The organism is Azospirillum formosense, assembly GCF_040500525.1.
Taxonomy (GTDB): domain Bacteria; phylum Pseudomonadota; class Alphaproteobacteria; order Azospirillales; family Azospirillaceae; genus Azospirillum; species Azospirillum formosense_A.
In genome coordinates this window covers 468,143-484,232 of record NZ_CP159402.1, presented here as the reverse complement: position 1 = coordinate 484,232, position 16,090 = coordinate 468,143, and the positions used below count along the sequence as shown (strand labels likewise).

The window sequence follows — 16,090 nt, the reverse complement described above, 5'->3', positions numbered from 1 at the left end:
GCCTTCCATGCTGAAAACGCTTCTCTCGACGCTTGCGCTCGGCCTTTGTCTAAGTGGGCCGGGCCTGAGCGGGCCGGCGTTGGCCGAAACCAACATCAAGTTCACGCTCGGCTGGAAGACCCAGGGCTCCGACGCGCCCTTCCTGCTGGCGCAGCAGAAGGGCTACTTCAAGGCCGAAGGGTTGAACGTCACGATCGACCAGGGCGAGGGGTCGGCGGCCACCGTGACCCGCATCATGTCGGGCGCCTACGACGCCGGGTTCGGTGACATCAACGCCATCATCCAGAACGCGGCGACCCGCCCCGGCGAGGTGCCGGTCATGGTCTACCAGCTCTGGAACAAGCCGCCTTTCGCGATCGTCTCGAAGAAGGCGACCAACATCACCAAGCCCGCCGATCTCGTCGGCAAGAAGCTGGGCGGCGCCCAGGGCACCCCGACCACCCGCCTCGTCAGCGTGCTCGGCACGCTCAACAAGGTCGACATGGGCAAGGTCGCCATCGAGAACATGGGGCCGAACCTGCAGGAGCCGATGCTGATCAAGGGCGACATCGACGGCGCCCTGGTCTTCAACATCACCAGCTGGTTCAACCTGATCAACAACCGCCAGGACCCCGCCAAGGATTACAACTGGCTGCTGTTCGGCGAGTTCGGCCTCGACCTCTATTCCAACGGCATGATGGTCTCCCAGAAGCTGATCAAGGAGAACCCGGACGCCGTGGCCGGCCTCGTCCGCGCGGTCAACAAGGCGGCGGTGGAGATCGGCGCGGATGCCGAGGCCGGGGTGAAGGCGGTCCTTGCCTACGACAATCTGGCCAAGGAAGAGCTTGAACGCGCCCGCATGAAGTTCTCCTACGAGCAGCTCATCCTGTCGCCCGAAGTCGACCGGCTCGGCCTTGGCGACGTGGACGACGCGCGCCTCGCCCGCTCCATCGGCCTCATGGTCGAAGGCTACCAGCTGACCGCCACGCCCAAGCCGGAGCAGGTCTTCACCCGCCAGTTCCTGCCGCCGGCGGCCGACCGCAAGCTCGCCTACAAGACCAACTGATCGCAGCAGGACGCAGCCCGGCCGGAACAGCGGCCGGGCTGCGCGCATGGGGGAAAGAGATGGACGTCGCCCGGCCGGGAATGGTCACCAGCCCGCACCCCCTGGCATCCGAGGCCGGAGCCGCCGTCCTGGCGAAGGGCGGCACCGCCATCGAAGCGGCGGTCGCCATCGCCGCCAGCCTGTCCGTCGTCATGCCGCATTTCTGCGGGATCGGCGGCGACGCCATCTGGCTGGTGGCGGACCGGCAGGGTCGGCAGCGCTGCTTCCTCGGCATCGGGCAGGCGGCGAACCAGCTTCCCGCCTATGATGCCGCGATCCCCCTGCGCGGCCCCGCCTCCACCGTCACCTCGGCCTGCGCGGTCGACAGTTGGGGGCGTGCGCTTGCCCACAGCGCCGGTCAATGGGGCGGCACCCACCCCTTCGCCGACCTCATCGCGCCCGCCATCGCCCTGGCCCGGGACGGCTACGTCCCCACCCGCTCGCAACGGTTCTGGTACGATTTCCGGCGCGACGAGATCCCGCACTGGGGACGCTTCACAGACCATTTCAACGCCGTCCCCGGCGAACCCTTCAAGCAGCCCGGTCTCGCCCGCAGCCTCTCCCTGCTGGCCGAGGACGGCCATCGGTCCTTCTATGACGGGCGGCTCGGACGGCAGCTGGCCGAGGGGTTGGCCGCCGCAGGCTCCCCTCTCCGCGCCGCGGATCTGGCCGCCACCCGCACGCGGGAGGAGGCTCCGGTCAGCCTGGATTATCGCGGGCTGACCCTGCTGGCCCCGCCGGCGCCGACGCAGGGGCTGTCCACGCTGGCGATCATGGGCGTGCTCTCCCACTTCGACCTGGCGGCCCTGCCCCCCGCCAGCCCGCTCCGTTACCATCTGCTGATCGAGGCGGTGAAGCAGGCCTTCCTGGATCGGCCGCTCATCGCCGACCCCGACGGCTCCGAGCCACCGCCCTGGGACGTCCTCGACCCGCAGCGTCTGGCCGGCAAGGCCTCGGCCATCGATCCGGCGCGCGCGCTGGACTGGCCCCACCCCTACCGCCATGGCGACACGGTCTTCTTCGCCGCGACCGACGAGCAGGGGCGCTGCGCCAGCGTTCTGCAGAGCACCTACTTCGACTGGGGCAGCGGCGTCCTGGTCGGCGACACCGGCGTCCTCTGGCAGAACCGCGGCGCGGCGTTCTCGACCGTTCCCGGCGACCGCAACGGGATCAAGCCGGGCAAGCGGCCCTTCTACACCCTGAACCCCGGCATCGCCCTCAGGGATGGCAAGCCCCACCTGCTCTACGGCACCCAAGGTGCGGACGGCCAGCCGCAGACCCTTGCCGTGCTCCTCACCGGCCTGATCGACCACGGCATGACGCCCGGGGAGGCGCTTGCCCAGCCCCGCTTCCTGCTGGGAAGGACGTTTTCCGACAGCCGCGACAGCCTCAAGATCGAGGCGTCCCTGGGCGAGGCCGCGATCGGGGAACTCGCCGCCCTGGGGCATGAAGTGGCGCCCCTGCCGGCCCTGTCGCCGATCTTCGGTCAGGCCGGGGCCATCCGCCTCGGCGGCGCAGGCCCCGTTTCCGGCTCCCATGACCCGCGTGGCGAAGGCAACGCGCTTCGACCCCAGGCACGTTCGTCCTCCAACACCGCATGAGCCGGTCCCCGTTTCCCGGACAGTCGGCTAAGCTCGGTTTGCCCGGGACGACGGACGGCCCCGATGACGGGGCAACGGGAACCATCCCAGGCCAGGACAGCACAACGGGAGGGTGGCAAGGATGAACTACCGCAAGCTCGGCCGCAGCGGCGTCAAGGTGTCGCCGCTGTGCCTCGGCGCCATGATGTTCGGCGGCCCCACCGACGAACCGACGGCCGTGCGCATCATCGCGGACGCCGCGGAGGCCGGCATCAACTTCATCGACACCGCCGACGTCTACAATGAAGGCCGGTCGGAGGAGATCGTCGGCCGCGCCGTGAGGAGCGACCGCGAGCGCTGGGTGGTGGCGACCAAGGTCGGCAATCCCACGGGCCCCGGCCCGAACCAGCGGGGCCTCTCGCGGCGCCGGCTGCATGTGGCCTGCGACGAGAGCCTCCGGCGGCTCGGCACGGAGTGGATCGACCTTTACTATCTGCACCGCGAGGACCCCGACACCCCGCTGGAGGAGACCGTCGCCGCGCTGGGCGACCTGATCCGCAGCGGCAAAATCCGCGCCTTCGGCGTGTCGAACTTTCGGTCCTGGCGCATCGCCGAGATCTGCCGCCTGTGCGACCGCCTGGGCATCGACCGGCCGGTGGCCTGCCAGCCCTATTACAACGCGCTCAACCGCATGCCGGAGGTCGAGATCCTGCCCGCCTGCGGTCACTACGGCCTGGGCGTGGTTCCCTACAGCCCGCTCGCCCGCGGCGTGCTCACCGGCAAATACCGCCCGGGGGACGAGCCCTCCGCCGACAGCCGCGCCGGCCGCAAGGACAAGCGCATGATGAACACGGAATGGCGCCCGGAAAGCCTGGAGATCGCCCAGGAGATCAAGCGCCATGCCGAAGCGCGCGGCATCACGCCGGGGCAGTTCGCCGTCGCCTGGGTCCTCAACAACCGCCTTGTGACCGCCCCCATCGCCGGGCCGCGCACGGAAGAGCAATGGCGCGCCTACCTCGGCGCGCTGGATTACGCCTTCACCGCCGAGGACGAGGCGTTGGTCGACCGGCTGGTGACGACCGGGCATCCCTCGTCCCCCGGCTACAACGACCCCGCCTACCCCATCGAGGGCCGTCCCGCGCGAACCACCGCGCCGGCCGGGACCTAAAGCGAATGCATGCCGGCCGCATGCGCGGCCGGCATGGTCACGGCGGCGCGAGGCGGTCCCGGAGGGGGGGTCAGCGGGCGCCGGCCGGCAGCGATCGCCCCGCCCCGCGCAGGAACAAGGCCCAGGCCTGGTCGAAGAACCGGTCCTGGGCCTCCATGGACGCGTAGGTCCAGCGGCCCAGCATGGCGTCGTGCGACGGGCCGGTCACGATGGAGTGCAGAAGGTGCGCGGCGATCACGCGCGGATCGCCGCCGCCCAGCTTGCCGTCCCACTGCGCGGCGGCGACCAGGGCGACCAGCCGCTCGGTGACCGGATCGCTCTCCTCCGGCTCCGTCTCCCATGGGCCGGCCCGGCTTTCGCCGAGGAGGATCGCTTCGCTCAAGGCGATCCGGTTGAGCGCGATCATGTCCGGTTCCAGGTTGACGGCGAGAAACCAGCGGGCGACGCGCTTCAACCGCGACAGCGCGTCGCCGTCCGCGGAGTCGATCTCGGCTTCGAGACCGTCCAGGGTCCGCGCGCGCATCCGCTCGGTCACCGCCGCGAAAAGAGCGGCCTTCGACGGAAAGCGCCGATGGATGGTGTCCTTCCCGGCGCCACAGGCGGACGCGACCTGCTCGTTGGTGGTTGCCGCGAAGCCCTGGTCCGCGAAAAGCCGAGCCGCCGCGTCGATGATCCGATCGGAGGTTTCGGCGGCGTCCTCCTTGGAAGGGTGGCCGACGCGTGCCGTGGTGGGCGACGATTCCATCATCATTCCTTTGCCTGCCCCGCCCGGCTCCGGACGGACCGGACGTCGACATACGAGTCGCCCGAAGCCGTCGTCCGCCCCCTTTCCTTAGCAGACGGGCACCGCGCCGCCCACACCTAAAGCGAGCAAGACCAATCCGCCGCAGCGTGGAACGGGCTGCCTCCCGTCTTCCACATCACAACCGGACAGGGCAATCGGGCGATGCCGCTCCGCGTGTTCCGGAGGGAAGCCGCCATCGCGAGGAACGCGCATCGGCGTCCGGTCCAAGGGCCGAAGGGAGGCGGGCGCGCGTGCGGCTTCCTACCGCTCCCACCGGCGGAGAATGGCGTCGATGGTGCCGTCCCGCTTGAGCTTCTCGTAGGCGGCCTGCAGCCGCGCGGCCTTCTCCGCCCGCGGCTTGGGGACGGACATGTAGCGCGGCACCATGGCCAGCGGCTTGGGCAGGATCTTGACCGAACCCGTCCGGCCCTCGCTGTCGGCCAGGGATCGCAGCACCTGCGAATCACCGGCGATGGCGTCGACGCGGCCGAGCAGCAGGCGGCGGAACGACACGACGTTGCTGCTGCTGGACACCCGCTCGAACAGGGACGACTTGTCGAACTCGGGGGTGTATTCGAAGCCGTCGACGACGCCGATCCGCAGGCCCCGCAAATCCTCGATGCCCGTGTAGGTGATCTCGGCGTTGCTGCGGACCATGAGCACGGTCGCGCCGACGCGGTAGGGACCGATCAGATGGCCGCGCTCCAGACGGCGCGGCGACGTGAAGAACTGGAAGGCGACATCCACCTCGTTCTCGTCGTGCGCCCGCACCACCTCCGGCCAGCCCATGGGGCGGTGAACCGGATAGACTCCGATGTCCTTCAGCAGGGCATCGACGATCTCCGTGTCCATTCCCGTCCGCTTGCCGCGCTCGGTGTAGTTGTACGGCGGGAAATAGTCCTCGGACGCAACCGTCCAGTTCTCCGCGCGCGCCGGGGCCGACGCCACAACCAAGGCGGCCAGCAGGCCGGCCACTGTCGTCCTCGCCTTCGCCAGAAACGCGCGCACCCTCGTCCCCATCAACCCTCTCCGCTCACATCCCGACATCACCGGTCGCCGGGCACCGCGTACAGGGCAAATCGGTCGCCCTCAATGGGAAAAGAGCGGGCGGGTGTGATATCGCACCGGAGACGATGCGCACCGCCTCCCGCCGGACACGAAAAGGACCGGCCCCGCCCGCGAAGGGGAGGAGCCGGCCCATTCATCCACCCAACCCGGTCAGGCGGCGGCCCGCAGGCGCATCGCCCCCACCAGATCCTCGATGGTCACCACCGGCATGCCCTGGCGCTCGGCGAAGGCGACCAGCTCGGGCAGGCGGGCCATGGTGCCGTCGGGGTTCATCACCTCGCACAGCACCCCCGCCGGACGGCGCCCGGCCAGGGTGGTCAGTTCGATGGTCGCCTCGGTGTGGCCGCGCCGCGCCGCCAAGCCTCCGACGTGCGCGCGGATCGGGAAGACGTGGCCGGGCCGGGCGAGGTCCTCCGGCCGGCAGCCGTCGGCGATGGCGGTGCGGATGGTGGTCACCCGGTCCGCCGCCGACACGCCGGTGGACACGCCCTCCCGCGCCTCGATGGAGACGGTGAAGGCGGTTCCGAAGCGCGCCGTGTTGCTGCCGACCATGGGCGGCAGGTCGAGGCGGCGCGCGTCGGCGTCGGTCAGGATCAGGCAGACGATCCCCGACCCTTCGCGGATCAGCAGGGCCATCTGTTCGGCGGTGATGGTCTCGGCGGCGTAGATCACGTCGCCTTCGTTCTCGCGGTCCTCGTCATCGACGACGACGACGCCGCCGCCCTGGCGGATGGCCTCCACGGCGCGGATCACCCGTTCCTCGGCGGTGCCGAAGCGGTCGAGAAGGCCGGCGGAGGCGGGGGTGCTGGCAAAGGTCTGATTCACGGTTCTCACTCCGGTTGGGGCGAGCCTGAATCAGGGCGCAAAGAGACTTCCGGCGGCACGCGGGATGCCCCGCGCGGACCGCCGTCGCAGGCCGCCGCACGCGGCCCACGCGCGACGCGCGGACCACGGTCGATGACCGGCTCGTCCTCTTCCATCCGGACTGTCACCGTCGGCTCCGGCCTTGAACCGGATCTGCTGACCTCCCCGCCTGACGGCCGGGAGCGCTCGCGGGCTCCCCCTCTTGCGAGGGGCTACCGCCGGTCGGGATTTTCACCCTGCCCTGAGAACAAGCGTCTGTTGCGCCGCCCCCAGAATGGAGACGGCACCGGCAGCGTCCCCCAGCGGGCCGGACAAAGTCAAGACCGCTTCGCCCCGCCGACCGGCCCCTCCGTCCGGCGCAGCAGATAGTCCAGCCCGCCCAGCCGGTACCAGCGGTAGCCGTAGGGCTCCAGCACCAGGCGGTGGCGCCCGTCCTCCTCGGGGTCGTTGTGGTCCTCGGCCAGCAGATTGACCAGCCGCGGCGATTCCCCCGTGCCATCGACCGCCAGCGCGACCTCATGGGGGCGGTCGTCGAGGTTGTGGACGACCAGCACCGAGTTGTTGCGCCAGTCGTAGCGGATCGCCAGCACCGCGTTCGATCCGGTGGGCAGCACCTGGAAGTCGCCCCAGCCGATCTCCGGGCATTCCTTGCGCATGCGGATGATCCGCTCGGTCCAGTTCAGCAGGGCCGAAGGGTCGCGGCGCTGGTGGGCGGCGTTGATCCGCTCGTAGCCGTAGGCGCCGCCGCTGATGACCGGGTGCACGGGGTCGTCCGCCTTGGTGAAGCCGCCCTGCGGCTCGTCCGACCACTGCATGGGGGTGCGGGCGCACTCGCGCTCCGGCAGGGACAGGTCGTCGCCCATGCCGATCTCGTCGCCGTAGCGCAGGACCGGGGTGCCGGGCAGAGTGAACAGCAGGCTGTAGGCCAGCTCCAGCCAGCGCCGGTCGCCGCGCAGCATCGGGGCGAGCCGCCGCCGGATGCCGCGGTCGTAGAGCTGCATGTCCTTGTCCGGCCCGAAGGCGTCGAAGACGCGCTTGCGCTGCGCCTCGGTCAGGCGGCCGAGGTCCAGCTCGTCGTGGTTGCGCAGGAACAGGCCCCACTGGTTGGAGCTGGGGCGCGGCACCCGGGTGACGTCCAGCGCCTTGGCCAGCGGCCGCGTGTCCGCCGTCGCCAGCGCGTAGAACAGGGTCTGGTTGACCTGGAAATTGAAGACCATCTGCATACGGTCGCCGTCGTCGCCGAAATACTCCTGATCGACGGTCGGCAGCACGTTGGCCTCGGCCAGCAGCACGGCGTCGCCGCACCGCCACTGCACGAACTCCCGGAAGGTGCGGAGCATGTCGAACTGCTGCTTGGGCTTCTTCACGTCCGGCCCCTTGGTCGCGATGACGAAGGGCACGGCGTCCATGCGGAAGCCCGACACGCCCAGCTCGATCCAGAAGCCCATCACCTTCAGCAATTCGGCCTGCACCTCCGGGTTGGCGGTGTTCAGGTCCGGCTGGAACTCGTAGAAACGGTGGAAGTAATAGGCGCGGGCCTCCTTGTCCCAGCTCCAGGTCGTCTTCTGCACGCCGGGAAAGACGACGCCCTGGTCGGCGTCGTCCGGCTTCCTGTCCGACCAGACGTACCAGTCCCGGTAGGGGGAGTCCGGGTCCTGGCGCGCCGCCTGGAACCAGGGGTGCTGGTCCGAGGTGTGGTTGACCACGAGGTCGATGATGACGCGGATCCCGCGCTGCTTGCAGGCGTGGCTGAACTCCACGAAGTCGCCCAGCGTGCCGTAGCGCGGATCGACGTTGTAATAGTCGGCCACGTCGTAGCCGTGGTCGCGCATCGGCGACGGCTGGAACGGCCCCAGCCAGATGCAGGTCACGCCCAGCCCCTGCAGATAGTCCAGTCGGCGCTGCAGGCCCTGGAAATCGCCGATCCCGTCGCCGTTGGCGTCCATGAAGGTGCCGAGCGACAGGTTGTAGATGACCGCGTTCTTGTACCAGAGATCCTTGATCATGGCCCGCCCCGCACCGGACGCGGCGCCCGCCGCCGCTCGTCCTAGGCCTTAACAGGGCCGACCGGCCGAGGTCCCGCCACTCCGCCGAGCCAACCGTAAGGGGGTGTCCTACGCCCTTAGGAAAAAGGTTAATGTATAGTTAAGGTCACAAGAAAGCCTTCAATCCTGCCCGCATGATGTCCCCCAAGACGCACAGAACCAGGGGAATCGTGCCATGAAGCGTGCCATGCGCCAGAACGCCGCCCACAATGGCGCCGCCCAGAGCAGCGCCAGCCAGACCAGCACGACGCAGGCCGTCAGCTACAGCTACGGGAACACCGCCGACGCCCTGGCGGCGGCTCCCGCGGCGCCGGTTCCCACCAGCTTCGCGCCGGTGACCATCAACTACGCGGAGACGCGGGCGGACGGCGGGTTCGGCTGGGACGTGAAGTACGACCTCGCCTTCGACGGCACGGCCTTCACCGTGCAGACCCGCATCCACCTTACCGGCGACGACGCCGGTTCCCTGAAGCAGGTCTGGGAGCAGGGGATCGAGGGGATCTGGAGCGACAAGTACAGCCTGTCGGACGGCACCAGCAGCTACGCCATCCGCTTCGACGTGCAGTTCGTGGCGGCCGGGACCCAGCATTACGACGTGAACGTCAGCAACAGCTACGGCCGCTGCGACATGCTGAACTGGTGCACCCAGACCGACTGGGGTCCTGATTACCAGGACGAGCTGGCGGCCCACGAGTTCGGCCACATGATCGGCGCCTTCGACGAGTATGCGGGCGGGGCCACCTACGGCAACTTCGCCGCCACCGGCACCATCATGTCGGACCTGACCCCGACGCTGCGCCCCAACTACATGAACTCGATCGACTATTACGCCGAGCAGTTCACCGGCAAGACCTTCGAGATCGTGGAGATGCCGAGGAACCTGACGCTGACCGGCAACACATGGGCCGACAGCCTCTACGGCGGGGCGGGCAACGACACACTGAGCGGGCTCAGCGGCAACGACCAGCTCTTCGGCGGCGCCGGCAACGATCTGCTGTGGGGCGATGCCGGAAACGACACGCTGCGCGGGCAGGCCGGCAACGACGCGCTGCACGGCGGTGCCGGCGCCGACCTCCTGATGGGGGACGAGGGGAACGACACGCTGTGGGGCGATGCCGGCAACGACACGCTGTGGGGCGGTTCGGGAGCGGACCTGTTCGTCTTCACGCGCGGCGGCGGTCAGGACCGCATCGCCGACTTCAGCCGCGCGCAGAACGACCGCATCCAGATCGCCTCCAACATGACCTACCGGCTGGGATCGGACGGCAGCGGCAGCGCCCTGCTCGATTTCGGCGGCGGCGACCGTCTGACCCTGGCCGGGATCGCCCCGAACCAAGTCACCTCGGCCTTCTTCACCTACGGCTGAGGCGGGTCGTACCGCAGGAACTGGACGCGGGTGTCGCCGTAGCGGCGCTCGTCCAGCGCCGCGAAGCCGGGCGGCAGGGGCAGCCCATCGCGCCCGGCGACCTCGACCACCAGCACGGCGCCGGGGGCCAGCCAGCCGGCCTTGACCAGCCCGGCCAGGGCCCGCGGCGCCAGATCCTGGCCGTAGGGCGGGTCGAGGAAGGCCAGGGTGCAGGGACGGAGCGGCGGCGGAGGCGGGCGGGTCGCGTCGGCGCGCAGGACCGCGGCGTTCGCCCCCTCCCCCAGCGCCGCGACGTTGGCCCGCACGGCGTCCAGGGCGGCGCGGCCCAGATCGAGGAAGCTGGCGTGGGCGGCCCCGCGGGACAGCGCCTCCAGCCCCAGGGCGCCGGTTCCGCAGAAGGCGTCCACCACGACGGCGCCCTCCAGCAGGTCGGCGCCGTCCGGCCCCCAGTCGGCGTGGGACAGGATGTTGAACAGGGATTCGCGGGTGCGGTCGGTGGTCGGCCGCGTGTCGCTTCCCGCCGGGGCGGCCAGCCGCCGCCCGCGGTGCTTACCGCCGACGATCCGCACGGGTCCGCTCCGGCCCCCGGCCACCGTCGGAGGAGCCCCCGGCGCCGCGCGGCTTCGGTCCCGGCTTGCCGCCCGGGCCGCCACCGGGCTTGCCGCCCTTCAGCGTCAGCGTGCCGGGCTTGCCCGCCGGCTTGCCGTCCGTCCTGGCGGAGGCCGGCTTGCCAAAGGCAGGCTTGGCGGAGGCGGGCTTGGCGGAGGCGAAGCCGCCCGAGGCCGGCTTGGCCGGACCGCGGCGGTCGGACGCGGCCTTCGGCTCCGCCTTGGCCCAGCCGGCCTTGGCGTCGCGCGGCTTGGCCGCCTTCGCCGGGGCGGCGGAGCGGCCCTTCGCGCCTTCGCCGCCGGCGCTCTCGCTCCTGGCGGCCTTGGCGGCGGCGGTCTTGCCGGCGCCCTTGGCCTTGCCATCCTCCGCCGGATCGGCGCCGGTGAAGAAGCGGGACACCTGCTCGCGCACGACGCGCTTGGGCACCTCCTCGACGGCGCTCTCCTCCAGCTTGCCGAGCTGGAAGGGGCCGTAGGCGACGCGGATCAGCCGGTTCACCTGGAGGTCCAGCGCCTCCATCACCTTGCGGATCTCGCGGTTCTTGCCTTCCTTCAGGCTGACGGTCAGCCAGGCGTTGCGGCCCTGGATGCGGTCCAGGACGGCTTCGATGGGACCGTACTTCACCCCGTCGATGGTCGGTCCCTTCGCCAGCTCGGCCAGCTTGACCTCGTTCACCTCGCCGAAGACGCGCACGCGGTAGCGGCGGGTCCAGCCGGTGGCCGGCAGTTCCAGGAAACGGGCCAGTTCGCCGTCGTTGGTCAGCAGCAGCAGCCCTTCGGTCGTCAGGTCGAGCCGACCGACCGAGATGACGCGCGGCATGTCCGGCGGCAGCCGTTCGAAGACGGTGGTGCGCCCCTTCTCGTCGCGGGCGGTGGTGACCAGCCCGGACGGCTTGTAATAGCGCCACAGCCGCGCCGGCTCCGGCTCGGGGATGACCTTGCCGTCCACCTGCACGACGTCGCCGGGCCGCACGACGCAGGCCGGGCTGTCCAGGGTCGTGCCGTTGACGGCCACGCGGCCGTCGGTGATCCAGCGCTCGGCGTCGCGGCGCGAGCACAGGCCCGCGCGCGCCAGCCGCTTGGCGATGCGCTCGCCGGCATCGGGCTCGCCCGCGTCCGCATCGGCGGCGCCGGGCATGGCTTTGGAAGGGTCGAAATCGGGGGTGTCCATGGGCACGGACCATAGGGCTTGCAAGCCCCGCCCGCAACCCACGGCACGAGGTCCCCGCCGTTATTCTTCGAGGCGGAAGCCGACCTTCATCACCACCTGGAAGTGGGCGACCTTGCCGCCGCTGACGTGGCCGCGGATCTCGCCAACCTCGAACCAGTCCACGTTCTTCAGCGTCTTGGACGCCCGCTCGATGCCGTTGCGGATGGCGTCGTCGATGGAGGTCTCGGCGGTGCCGACGATTTCCACCTTCTTGTAGACATGGTCGCTCATGGCTGTCCTCCCTGTTCCGTCCGAAGCACAACAGCGCCGGAGGGCGTTCCACCGCTTGACGAAAACAGGGACCGCCGGGCAGGGTGCCCCGCATGAGCCGCCCCCCCTCCCCCATGGACACCGCCTTCGCCGAGGCCGAGGCCGCCGCATCCCGCGGGGAGGTGCCGGTGGGCGCCGTTGTGGTCGATCCGGCGACCGGTGCCGTTCTGGCCCGCGCCGGCAATCGGACGGAGGAGCTGAACGACCCCACCGCCCACGCCGAGGTGCTGGCGATCCGCGCCGCCTGCGCCGCGCTCGGCGAGCCGCGCCTGCCCGGGCTGGACCTCTACGTGACCTTGGAGCCCTGCGCGCTGTGCGCCGCGGCGATCAGCTTCGCCCGGCTGCGGCGGGTCTATTTCGGTGCCTACGACCCCAAGGGCGGCGGGGTGGAGCACGGCCCCCGCTTCTACCACCAGCCGACCTGCCACCACGCCCCCGACGTCTACGGCGGCATCGACGAGACCCGGGCGGGGGCGATGCTGAGGGAGTTCTTCAGGGAACGCCGCCCTGGTTGAAGCCAGGGCGGCGCGCGGTCACCGTGGCAGGGGCAGGCTGGCCACCGTCGCCTGGCTCCACGCGTCCTCGCACGCGCGGACCGGCGCGCCTCGGATCGCGCGGCAGCGCTCGACCACCGCCCCGGACTCTGCCGTGCGTCCGGCCTCGACCAGCAGCCGGATGCGGAGCGGATAGCCCTGCTCGCCCCCACCGAAACGCCGCTCCTTGGCGTCGAGGGCGGCCAGCGCCTGGGACGCCCGGCCGGCGGCCCGGTGCTCGGCAATCAACAGGTCGAACGTTTCCGGCGGGGCGGAGGAACTCCTGACCGCGATCTCCAGATCCTTCATCGCAAGGTCCGGCCGGTTCTGCTTCGTGTGAAGCCGGTAGTAGGTCATCCGAAGATGCGGATCGGATTCGAAACCGCCCTTGGCGACCTCCTTCAAGGCAGCTTCCGCCTCGGACAGCCGCTCGCCCGCGATCAAGCTGTCGGCACGCTGCACAAGAACACTGCGCGACAGGGCTTTCAGAGCCGCCCCTTGGAACACGGCCTTTTCATAGGCCGCCACGGTCTTTTCCCGGGCTGCCCCCTCGAACAACTGCTCGCGGACTGCGTAAGCGCTCAGGTCAGCAAGCCGCTGTTCCGCGGAATTGTGCCCCACCCCCAATTGCTTGCCGATTTCGCCCAGAATCTTCGACGGGCCTGCGGACAGCTCCTTGAAGGCGGCGTTGAGGCCCGCGTTGAACTGCCCCGATTGCATTAGATCATTGATCTCGTCTTCGAGCTTCTTGCGTTCCGCCTTGGCCTTGGCGTTCTGCTTCTTCGCATCGTCGGCAAAACGCTCCATCACGACTTGGAAGACGTTGGTGTTGTAGCCTGCCTTATCAAGCAGATCGAAACCAAGAAGGTCGGCCTCGTCCTCCTGCTGGCGGGCCCAGGACGGGTGCGCCACGGTGTCCTGGAAAGTCCGGTAGGTCGTGTAGATCAGCGCCGCGTTTCTGGCCATGTCCGGGTTGGAGCGGGGAGCCACGGACAGCAGCGTCCCCATCCCCGTATCCTCGACCGTCTTCTGCGCCGCGTGCTCGCGATCGGCGTCCATGTGGTTGAGCAGGAGGTGAGACACCTCGTGGGCCAGAATGAAGGCGAGTTCGTCCTCGTTCTCGGAGTTCACGAACACACCCTGCGAGATCAGGATAGTGTTTGCCGGAACGGCCTCCGCCACATAGGCGGGGTTGTTGGTTATGACGATGGTGACGGACGGTTTGGCGTGGGGCCACGCCTTGAGGAGACGCGCCAGAACTTGATTCGCGTAACGCTGCAGCGGTTCCGCCCCCGCCAGTTCACGCGTGCCCGGCGGAAGCGGGTCACGGCCGTCCAGCGACCGCGCCGACGCGCCCGACGGCTTCTGCAGGGATGCGGCGAGCGCCGCCATGGAGCCGCCCCCGGCGTCCGGAAGACGCCGCTGCTCCGCGACCTCGACGAACCGCGCGGGTACGGATTCGTAGGTTCGCTTGCCGCTGAGTTCCGTGGTCAGCGTGTCGAGCGACTTGCATCCACCGGCGAGCAGGGTCAGGCCGAGCAGGGCGGGAACGAGCGGGCGGTGCAAGGCGGAGTTCACTTGCATTCGGAAGCGCCTCGCGACGAATAGGGCGTTCCGGCCACACGCTGGGCCGACTGGCATTCATTGAGAACCTGGGCCTTGACCGACACCTGCGCTTGGAACGGGCTGAGCCACACCTCCCGTCCGCCGGCGACCACCTTGACGAAGCGGGTGTCGCGGTTGTAGCCGGCCGCGTCGAAGGGGACCGGCGGGAAAGCGTCCTTCGGCATCTCCCCCTGTCCGGCTCCCCTCTCGTCGAACACGGCAACCTTGCCCCCGGGACCGGGCGTGATTTTTTCAATCTGCACCCTGTCCTGAGCCGCCGCCACCCCGGCGAGCGAACACAGAGCGGCCAAAGCCGCGACGGACATCCGGATCACCCCTGTCCTCCATTCTGAGAGTTTGCTTGTGTGTCCAGCAGGCGGGCTGCCTGCCACATTCGGGAAAGAGCGGTGCGGGCCGGACCCGCGATCATCACTCCCGCAAAGGCGACGCCGATCCAATTGGCCGGCTCCAGTCGCCATAGCCAAACCACCCCGGCGGTGAGAGCCAAGCCGACCGCCATACCGGCCACCACAAGCGCCGCGGACCAGGCCAGCGCGGCTCGCAGGGTTTGTGGGGCGATCCGCCGCCCGATCACATTGGCAGCGGCGGCGAACGCGAGCATCGCGGCGAATTCCGCCAGCCCCGACATGTCGAGATCGCCGAATTTCCATTCGGGCCATTCGGTCATGAAGCCGGCGCCACGGACGATCAGGTTGTCGATCGCCATGGCGTGCAGGAACATCCCAGGCACGTTGCCGAAGACCGGAGACGGTCCGACGTCGGGAATGCCGGCGAACTTGGCCCCCACCACGACGATGCGCCCGGCCAGGAAGTCCTTGAGGGCGGCGTGGTCCACATCCTGGGAGGAGTCCGGAGCGGTCAGCCATTCGGCACGGATCACGGGATGATAGGTGCATCCCGCCGGCGCCTTGAACCGTTCATCGCTCCCGAACGGCATCAAGATGCCGGCCAGGCTGCCGGCCACGTCCGGAAAGGAGCCGTCGGGGCACGTCGCCGCAAGCCTCCGGTAGCCCGTGTGGATGGCTTCGATTCCGGTCGGCCAGACGCGACCCCATTCGATGGTCAGGGCTTTGTCCCTGAACGCGGCCGGGCTGGTCAACGGATCGTGTTCACTGCCCCAGCACCCGGCCTTCTGCCCGCAATGGTGCATGTAGACGGCCAGCGCCGCGGAAAGACGCGGCGAACCGCAATAGTCATCCAAAAACAAATCGACGTGGGAGGCTTGGTCGCGGATCATGGGATGCGGTTCGACACTCACCGCACGGCGCAGTTCTTCGATGTTCTGCCGTCCTTCAGCGGCGCACCCGGACTCGCCGTCCTCGCCGCCTTGGGCAGCCGTCATGAACACAGGAAGGCCGTCCATCGAAGCGGCAAGCCTGTCCAAGCCGCCTGGCTTTCCTTGCCGGTCCCTGTCGATGATCATCAGATCCAGGAGGATGCTTTCGGCGCCGGCCGCCTTGATTTCCCTGATAAGGCGCTCATAGAAGTCGAATGACGGAGGGTGAGACTCGCCGCTGGCGGCAAGCGAACGGTCATCGATTTGAACGACGGCGATTTTCTTTTGCCCCGTGTCGGGATAGGCGTTGGCCGCGATCCGGCGATACCCGTCCAAGGATATCTGGCCACTGGAACTGTTAATCCCCAGCGGATTGACAATAGCGACCAACACGACCAGAAGAGGCCCCGGCAGAAGCTTCAGCAGCCGGCTGCTCCAACCCCGCCACCCGGCGATTTGCCCAAGAAACCAGGCGGCGAAATTCCGTGGGACGCCAAAGAGCGTCTGGACAATTCTATTAACGCCCCAACCCGGCATGACGGCGGCCTTCGCTCAATCCAAAACGCACCAGCCCGCGTCACCCCAATCAAGGAAAAACCATTAAAGCT

The 16,090-nt window shown here is 69.2% G+C and carries 15 protein-coding genes and 1 riboswitch; of the genes, 5 read left to right on the top strand and 10 right to left on the bottom strand.

The genetic code is table 11. From position 1 onward, the window contains the following. Positions 1-7: 7 nt before the first annotated feature. From ABVN73_RS02300 to ABVN73_RS02290, 3 genes are all read left to right on the top strand, one after another. On the top strand, positions 8-1,045 hold the full coding sequence (locus tag ABVN73_RS02300) for an ABC transporter substrate-binding protein (RefSeq protein WP_353858754.1): 1,038 nt from the start codon (positions 8-10) through the stop codon (positions 1,043-1,045). A gap of 59 nt (positions 1,046-1,104) precedes the next feature. Further along, a complete protein-coding gene (locus tag ABVN73_RS02295) occupies positions 1,105-2,685 on the top strand; it encodes a gamma-glutamyltransferase (RefSeq protein WP_353858753.1) in 1,581 nt (526 codons plus the stop codon). A 121-nt stretch (positions 2,686-2,806) separates the two neighbouring features. Continuing rightward, positions 2,807-3,832, top strand: coding sequence for an aldo/keto reductase (locus ABVN73_RS02290; protein WP_353858752.1), 1,026 nt, complete (start codon positions 2,807-2,809; stop codon positions 3,830-3,832). Between the two features lie 70 nt (positions 3,833-3,902). On the opposite strand, the gene ABVN73_RS02285 is transcribed toward ABVN73_RS02290, so the two are convergent. From ABVN73_RS02285 to ABVN73_RS02270, 4 genes are all read right to left on the bottom strand, one after another. Beyond that, positions 3,903-4,583: a TetR/AcrR family transcriptional regulator gene (locus tag ABVN73_RS02285; RefSeq protein ID WP_353858751.1), complete on the bottom strand. Its 681-nt coding sequence runs from the start codon at positions 4,581-4,583 to the stop codon at positions 3,903-3,905. A gap of 294 nt (positions 4,584-4,877) precedes the next feature. Then, on the bottom strand, positions 4,878-5,624 hold the full coding sequence (locus tag ABVN73_RS02280; protein WP_353858750.1) for a transporter substrate-binding domain-containing protein: 747 nt from the start codon (positions 5,622-5,624) through the stop codon (positions 4,878-4,880). A gap of 210 nt (positions 5,625-5,834) precedes the next feature. After that, on the bottom strand, positions 5,835-6,509 hold the full coding sequence (gene ribB, locus ABVN73_RS02275) for a 3,4-dihydroxy-2-butanone-4-phosphate synthase (protein WP_353858749.1): 675 nt from the start codon (positions 6,507-6,509) through the stop codon (positions 5,835-5,837). 139 nt (positions 6,510-6,648) lie between these two features. Beyond that, positions 6,649-6,801, bottom strand: a riboswitch (FMN riboswitch). Positions 6,802-6,865: 64 nt separating this feature from the next. Beyond that, a complete protein-coding gene (locus tag ABVN73_RS02270; protein WP_353858748.1) occupies positions 6,866-8,554 on the bottom strand; it encodes an alpha-amylase family protein in 1,689 nt (562 codons plus the stop codon). Positions 8,555-8,768: 214 nt separating this feature from the next. Between ABVN73_RS02270 and ABVN73_RS02265 the strand changes: the two genes are divergently transcribed. After that, a complete protein-coding gene (locus tag ABVN73_RS02265; protein WP_353858747.1) occupies positions 8,769-9,959 on the top strand; it encodes a calcium-binding protein in 1,191 nt (396 codons plus the stop codon). Here ABVN73_RS02265 and rsmD read toward each other — a convergent pair. Genes rsmD through ABVN73_RS02250 form a run of 3 tightly spaced genes read right to left on the bottom strand, consistent with a single transcriptional unit; the run spans position 9,950 to position 12,008 of the window. After that, positions 9,950-10,528 (bottom strand): 16S rRNA (guanine(966)-N(2))-methyltransferase RsmD, encoded by a 579-nt coding sequence (gene rsmD / locus ABVN73_RS02260; protein WP_353858746.1) that lies wholly within the window; start codon positions 10,526-10,528, stop codon positions 9,950-9,952. The genes ABVN73_RS02265 and rsmD overlap by 10 nt on opposite strands. Next, positions 10,509-11,738 carry a pseudouridine synthase gene (locus ABVN73_RS02255; protein WP_353858745.1) on the bottom strand — a complete coding sequence of 410 codons (1,230 nt, stop codon included), beginning with the start codon at positions 11,736-11,738 and terminating at the stop codon, positions 10,509-10,511. Before ABVN73_RS02255 ends, rsmD begins: the two co-directional genes overlap by 20 nt. Positions 11,739-11,798: 60 nt before the next feature. After that, positions 11,799-12,008, bottom strand: a complete 210-nt coding sequence (locus tag ABVN73_RS02250; RefSeq protein ID WP_353858744.1) for a dodecin — start codon at positions 12,006-12,008, stop codon at positions 11,799-11,801. A 113-nt stretch (positions 12,009-12,121) separates the two neighbouring features. On the opposite strand from ABVN73_RS02250, the gene ABVN73_RS02245 reads away from it, so the two are divergent. Then, positions 12,122-12,562 (top strand): nucleoside deaminase, encoded by a 441-nt coding sequence (locus ABVN73_RS02245; protein WP_353859448.1) that lies wholly within the window; start codon positions 12,122-12,124, stop codon positions 12,560-12,562. Between the two features lie 18 nt (positions 12,563-12,580). On the opposite strand, the gene ABVN73_RS02240 is transcribed toward ABVN73_RS02245, so the two are convergent. The 3 genes from ABVN73_RS02240 to ABVN73_RS02230 are packed head-to-tail and all read right to left on the bottom strand — an operon-like array spanning position 12,581 to position 16,019. Further along, on the bottom strand, positions 12,581-14,164 hold the full coding sequence (locus ABVN73_RS02240) for a M48 family metalloprotease (protein ID WP_353858743.1): 1,584 nt from the start codon (positions 14,162-14,164) through the stop codon (positions 12,581-12,583). Further along, complete coding sequence (locus tag ABVN73_RS02235) at positions 14,155-14,520, bottom strand: hypothetical protein (protein ID WP_353858742.1); 366 nt, start codon at positions 14,518-14,520, stop codon at positions 14,155-14,157. Before ABVN73_RS02235 ends, ABVN73_RS02240 begins: the two co-directional genes overlap by 10 nt. Beyond that, positions 14,517-16,019 (bottom strand): CHASE2 domain-containing protein, encoded by a 1,503-nt coding sequence (locus ABVN73_RS02230; protein ID WP_353858741.1) that lies wholly within the window; start codon positions 16,017-16,019, stop codon positions 14,517-14,519. Before ABVN73_RS02230 ends, ABVN73_RS02235 begins: the two co-directional genes overlap by 4 nt. Positions 16,020-16,090: the final 71 nt, after the last annotated feature.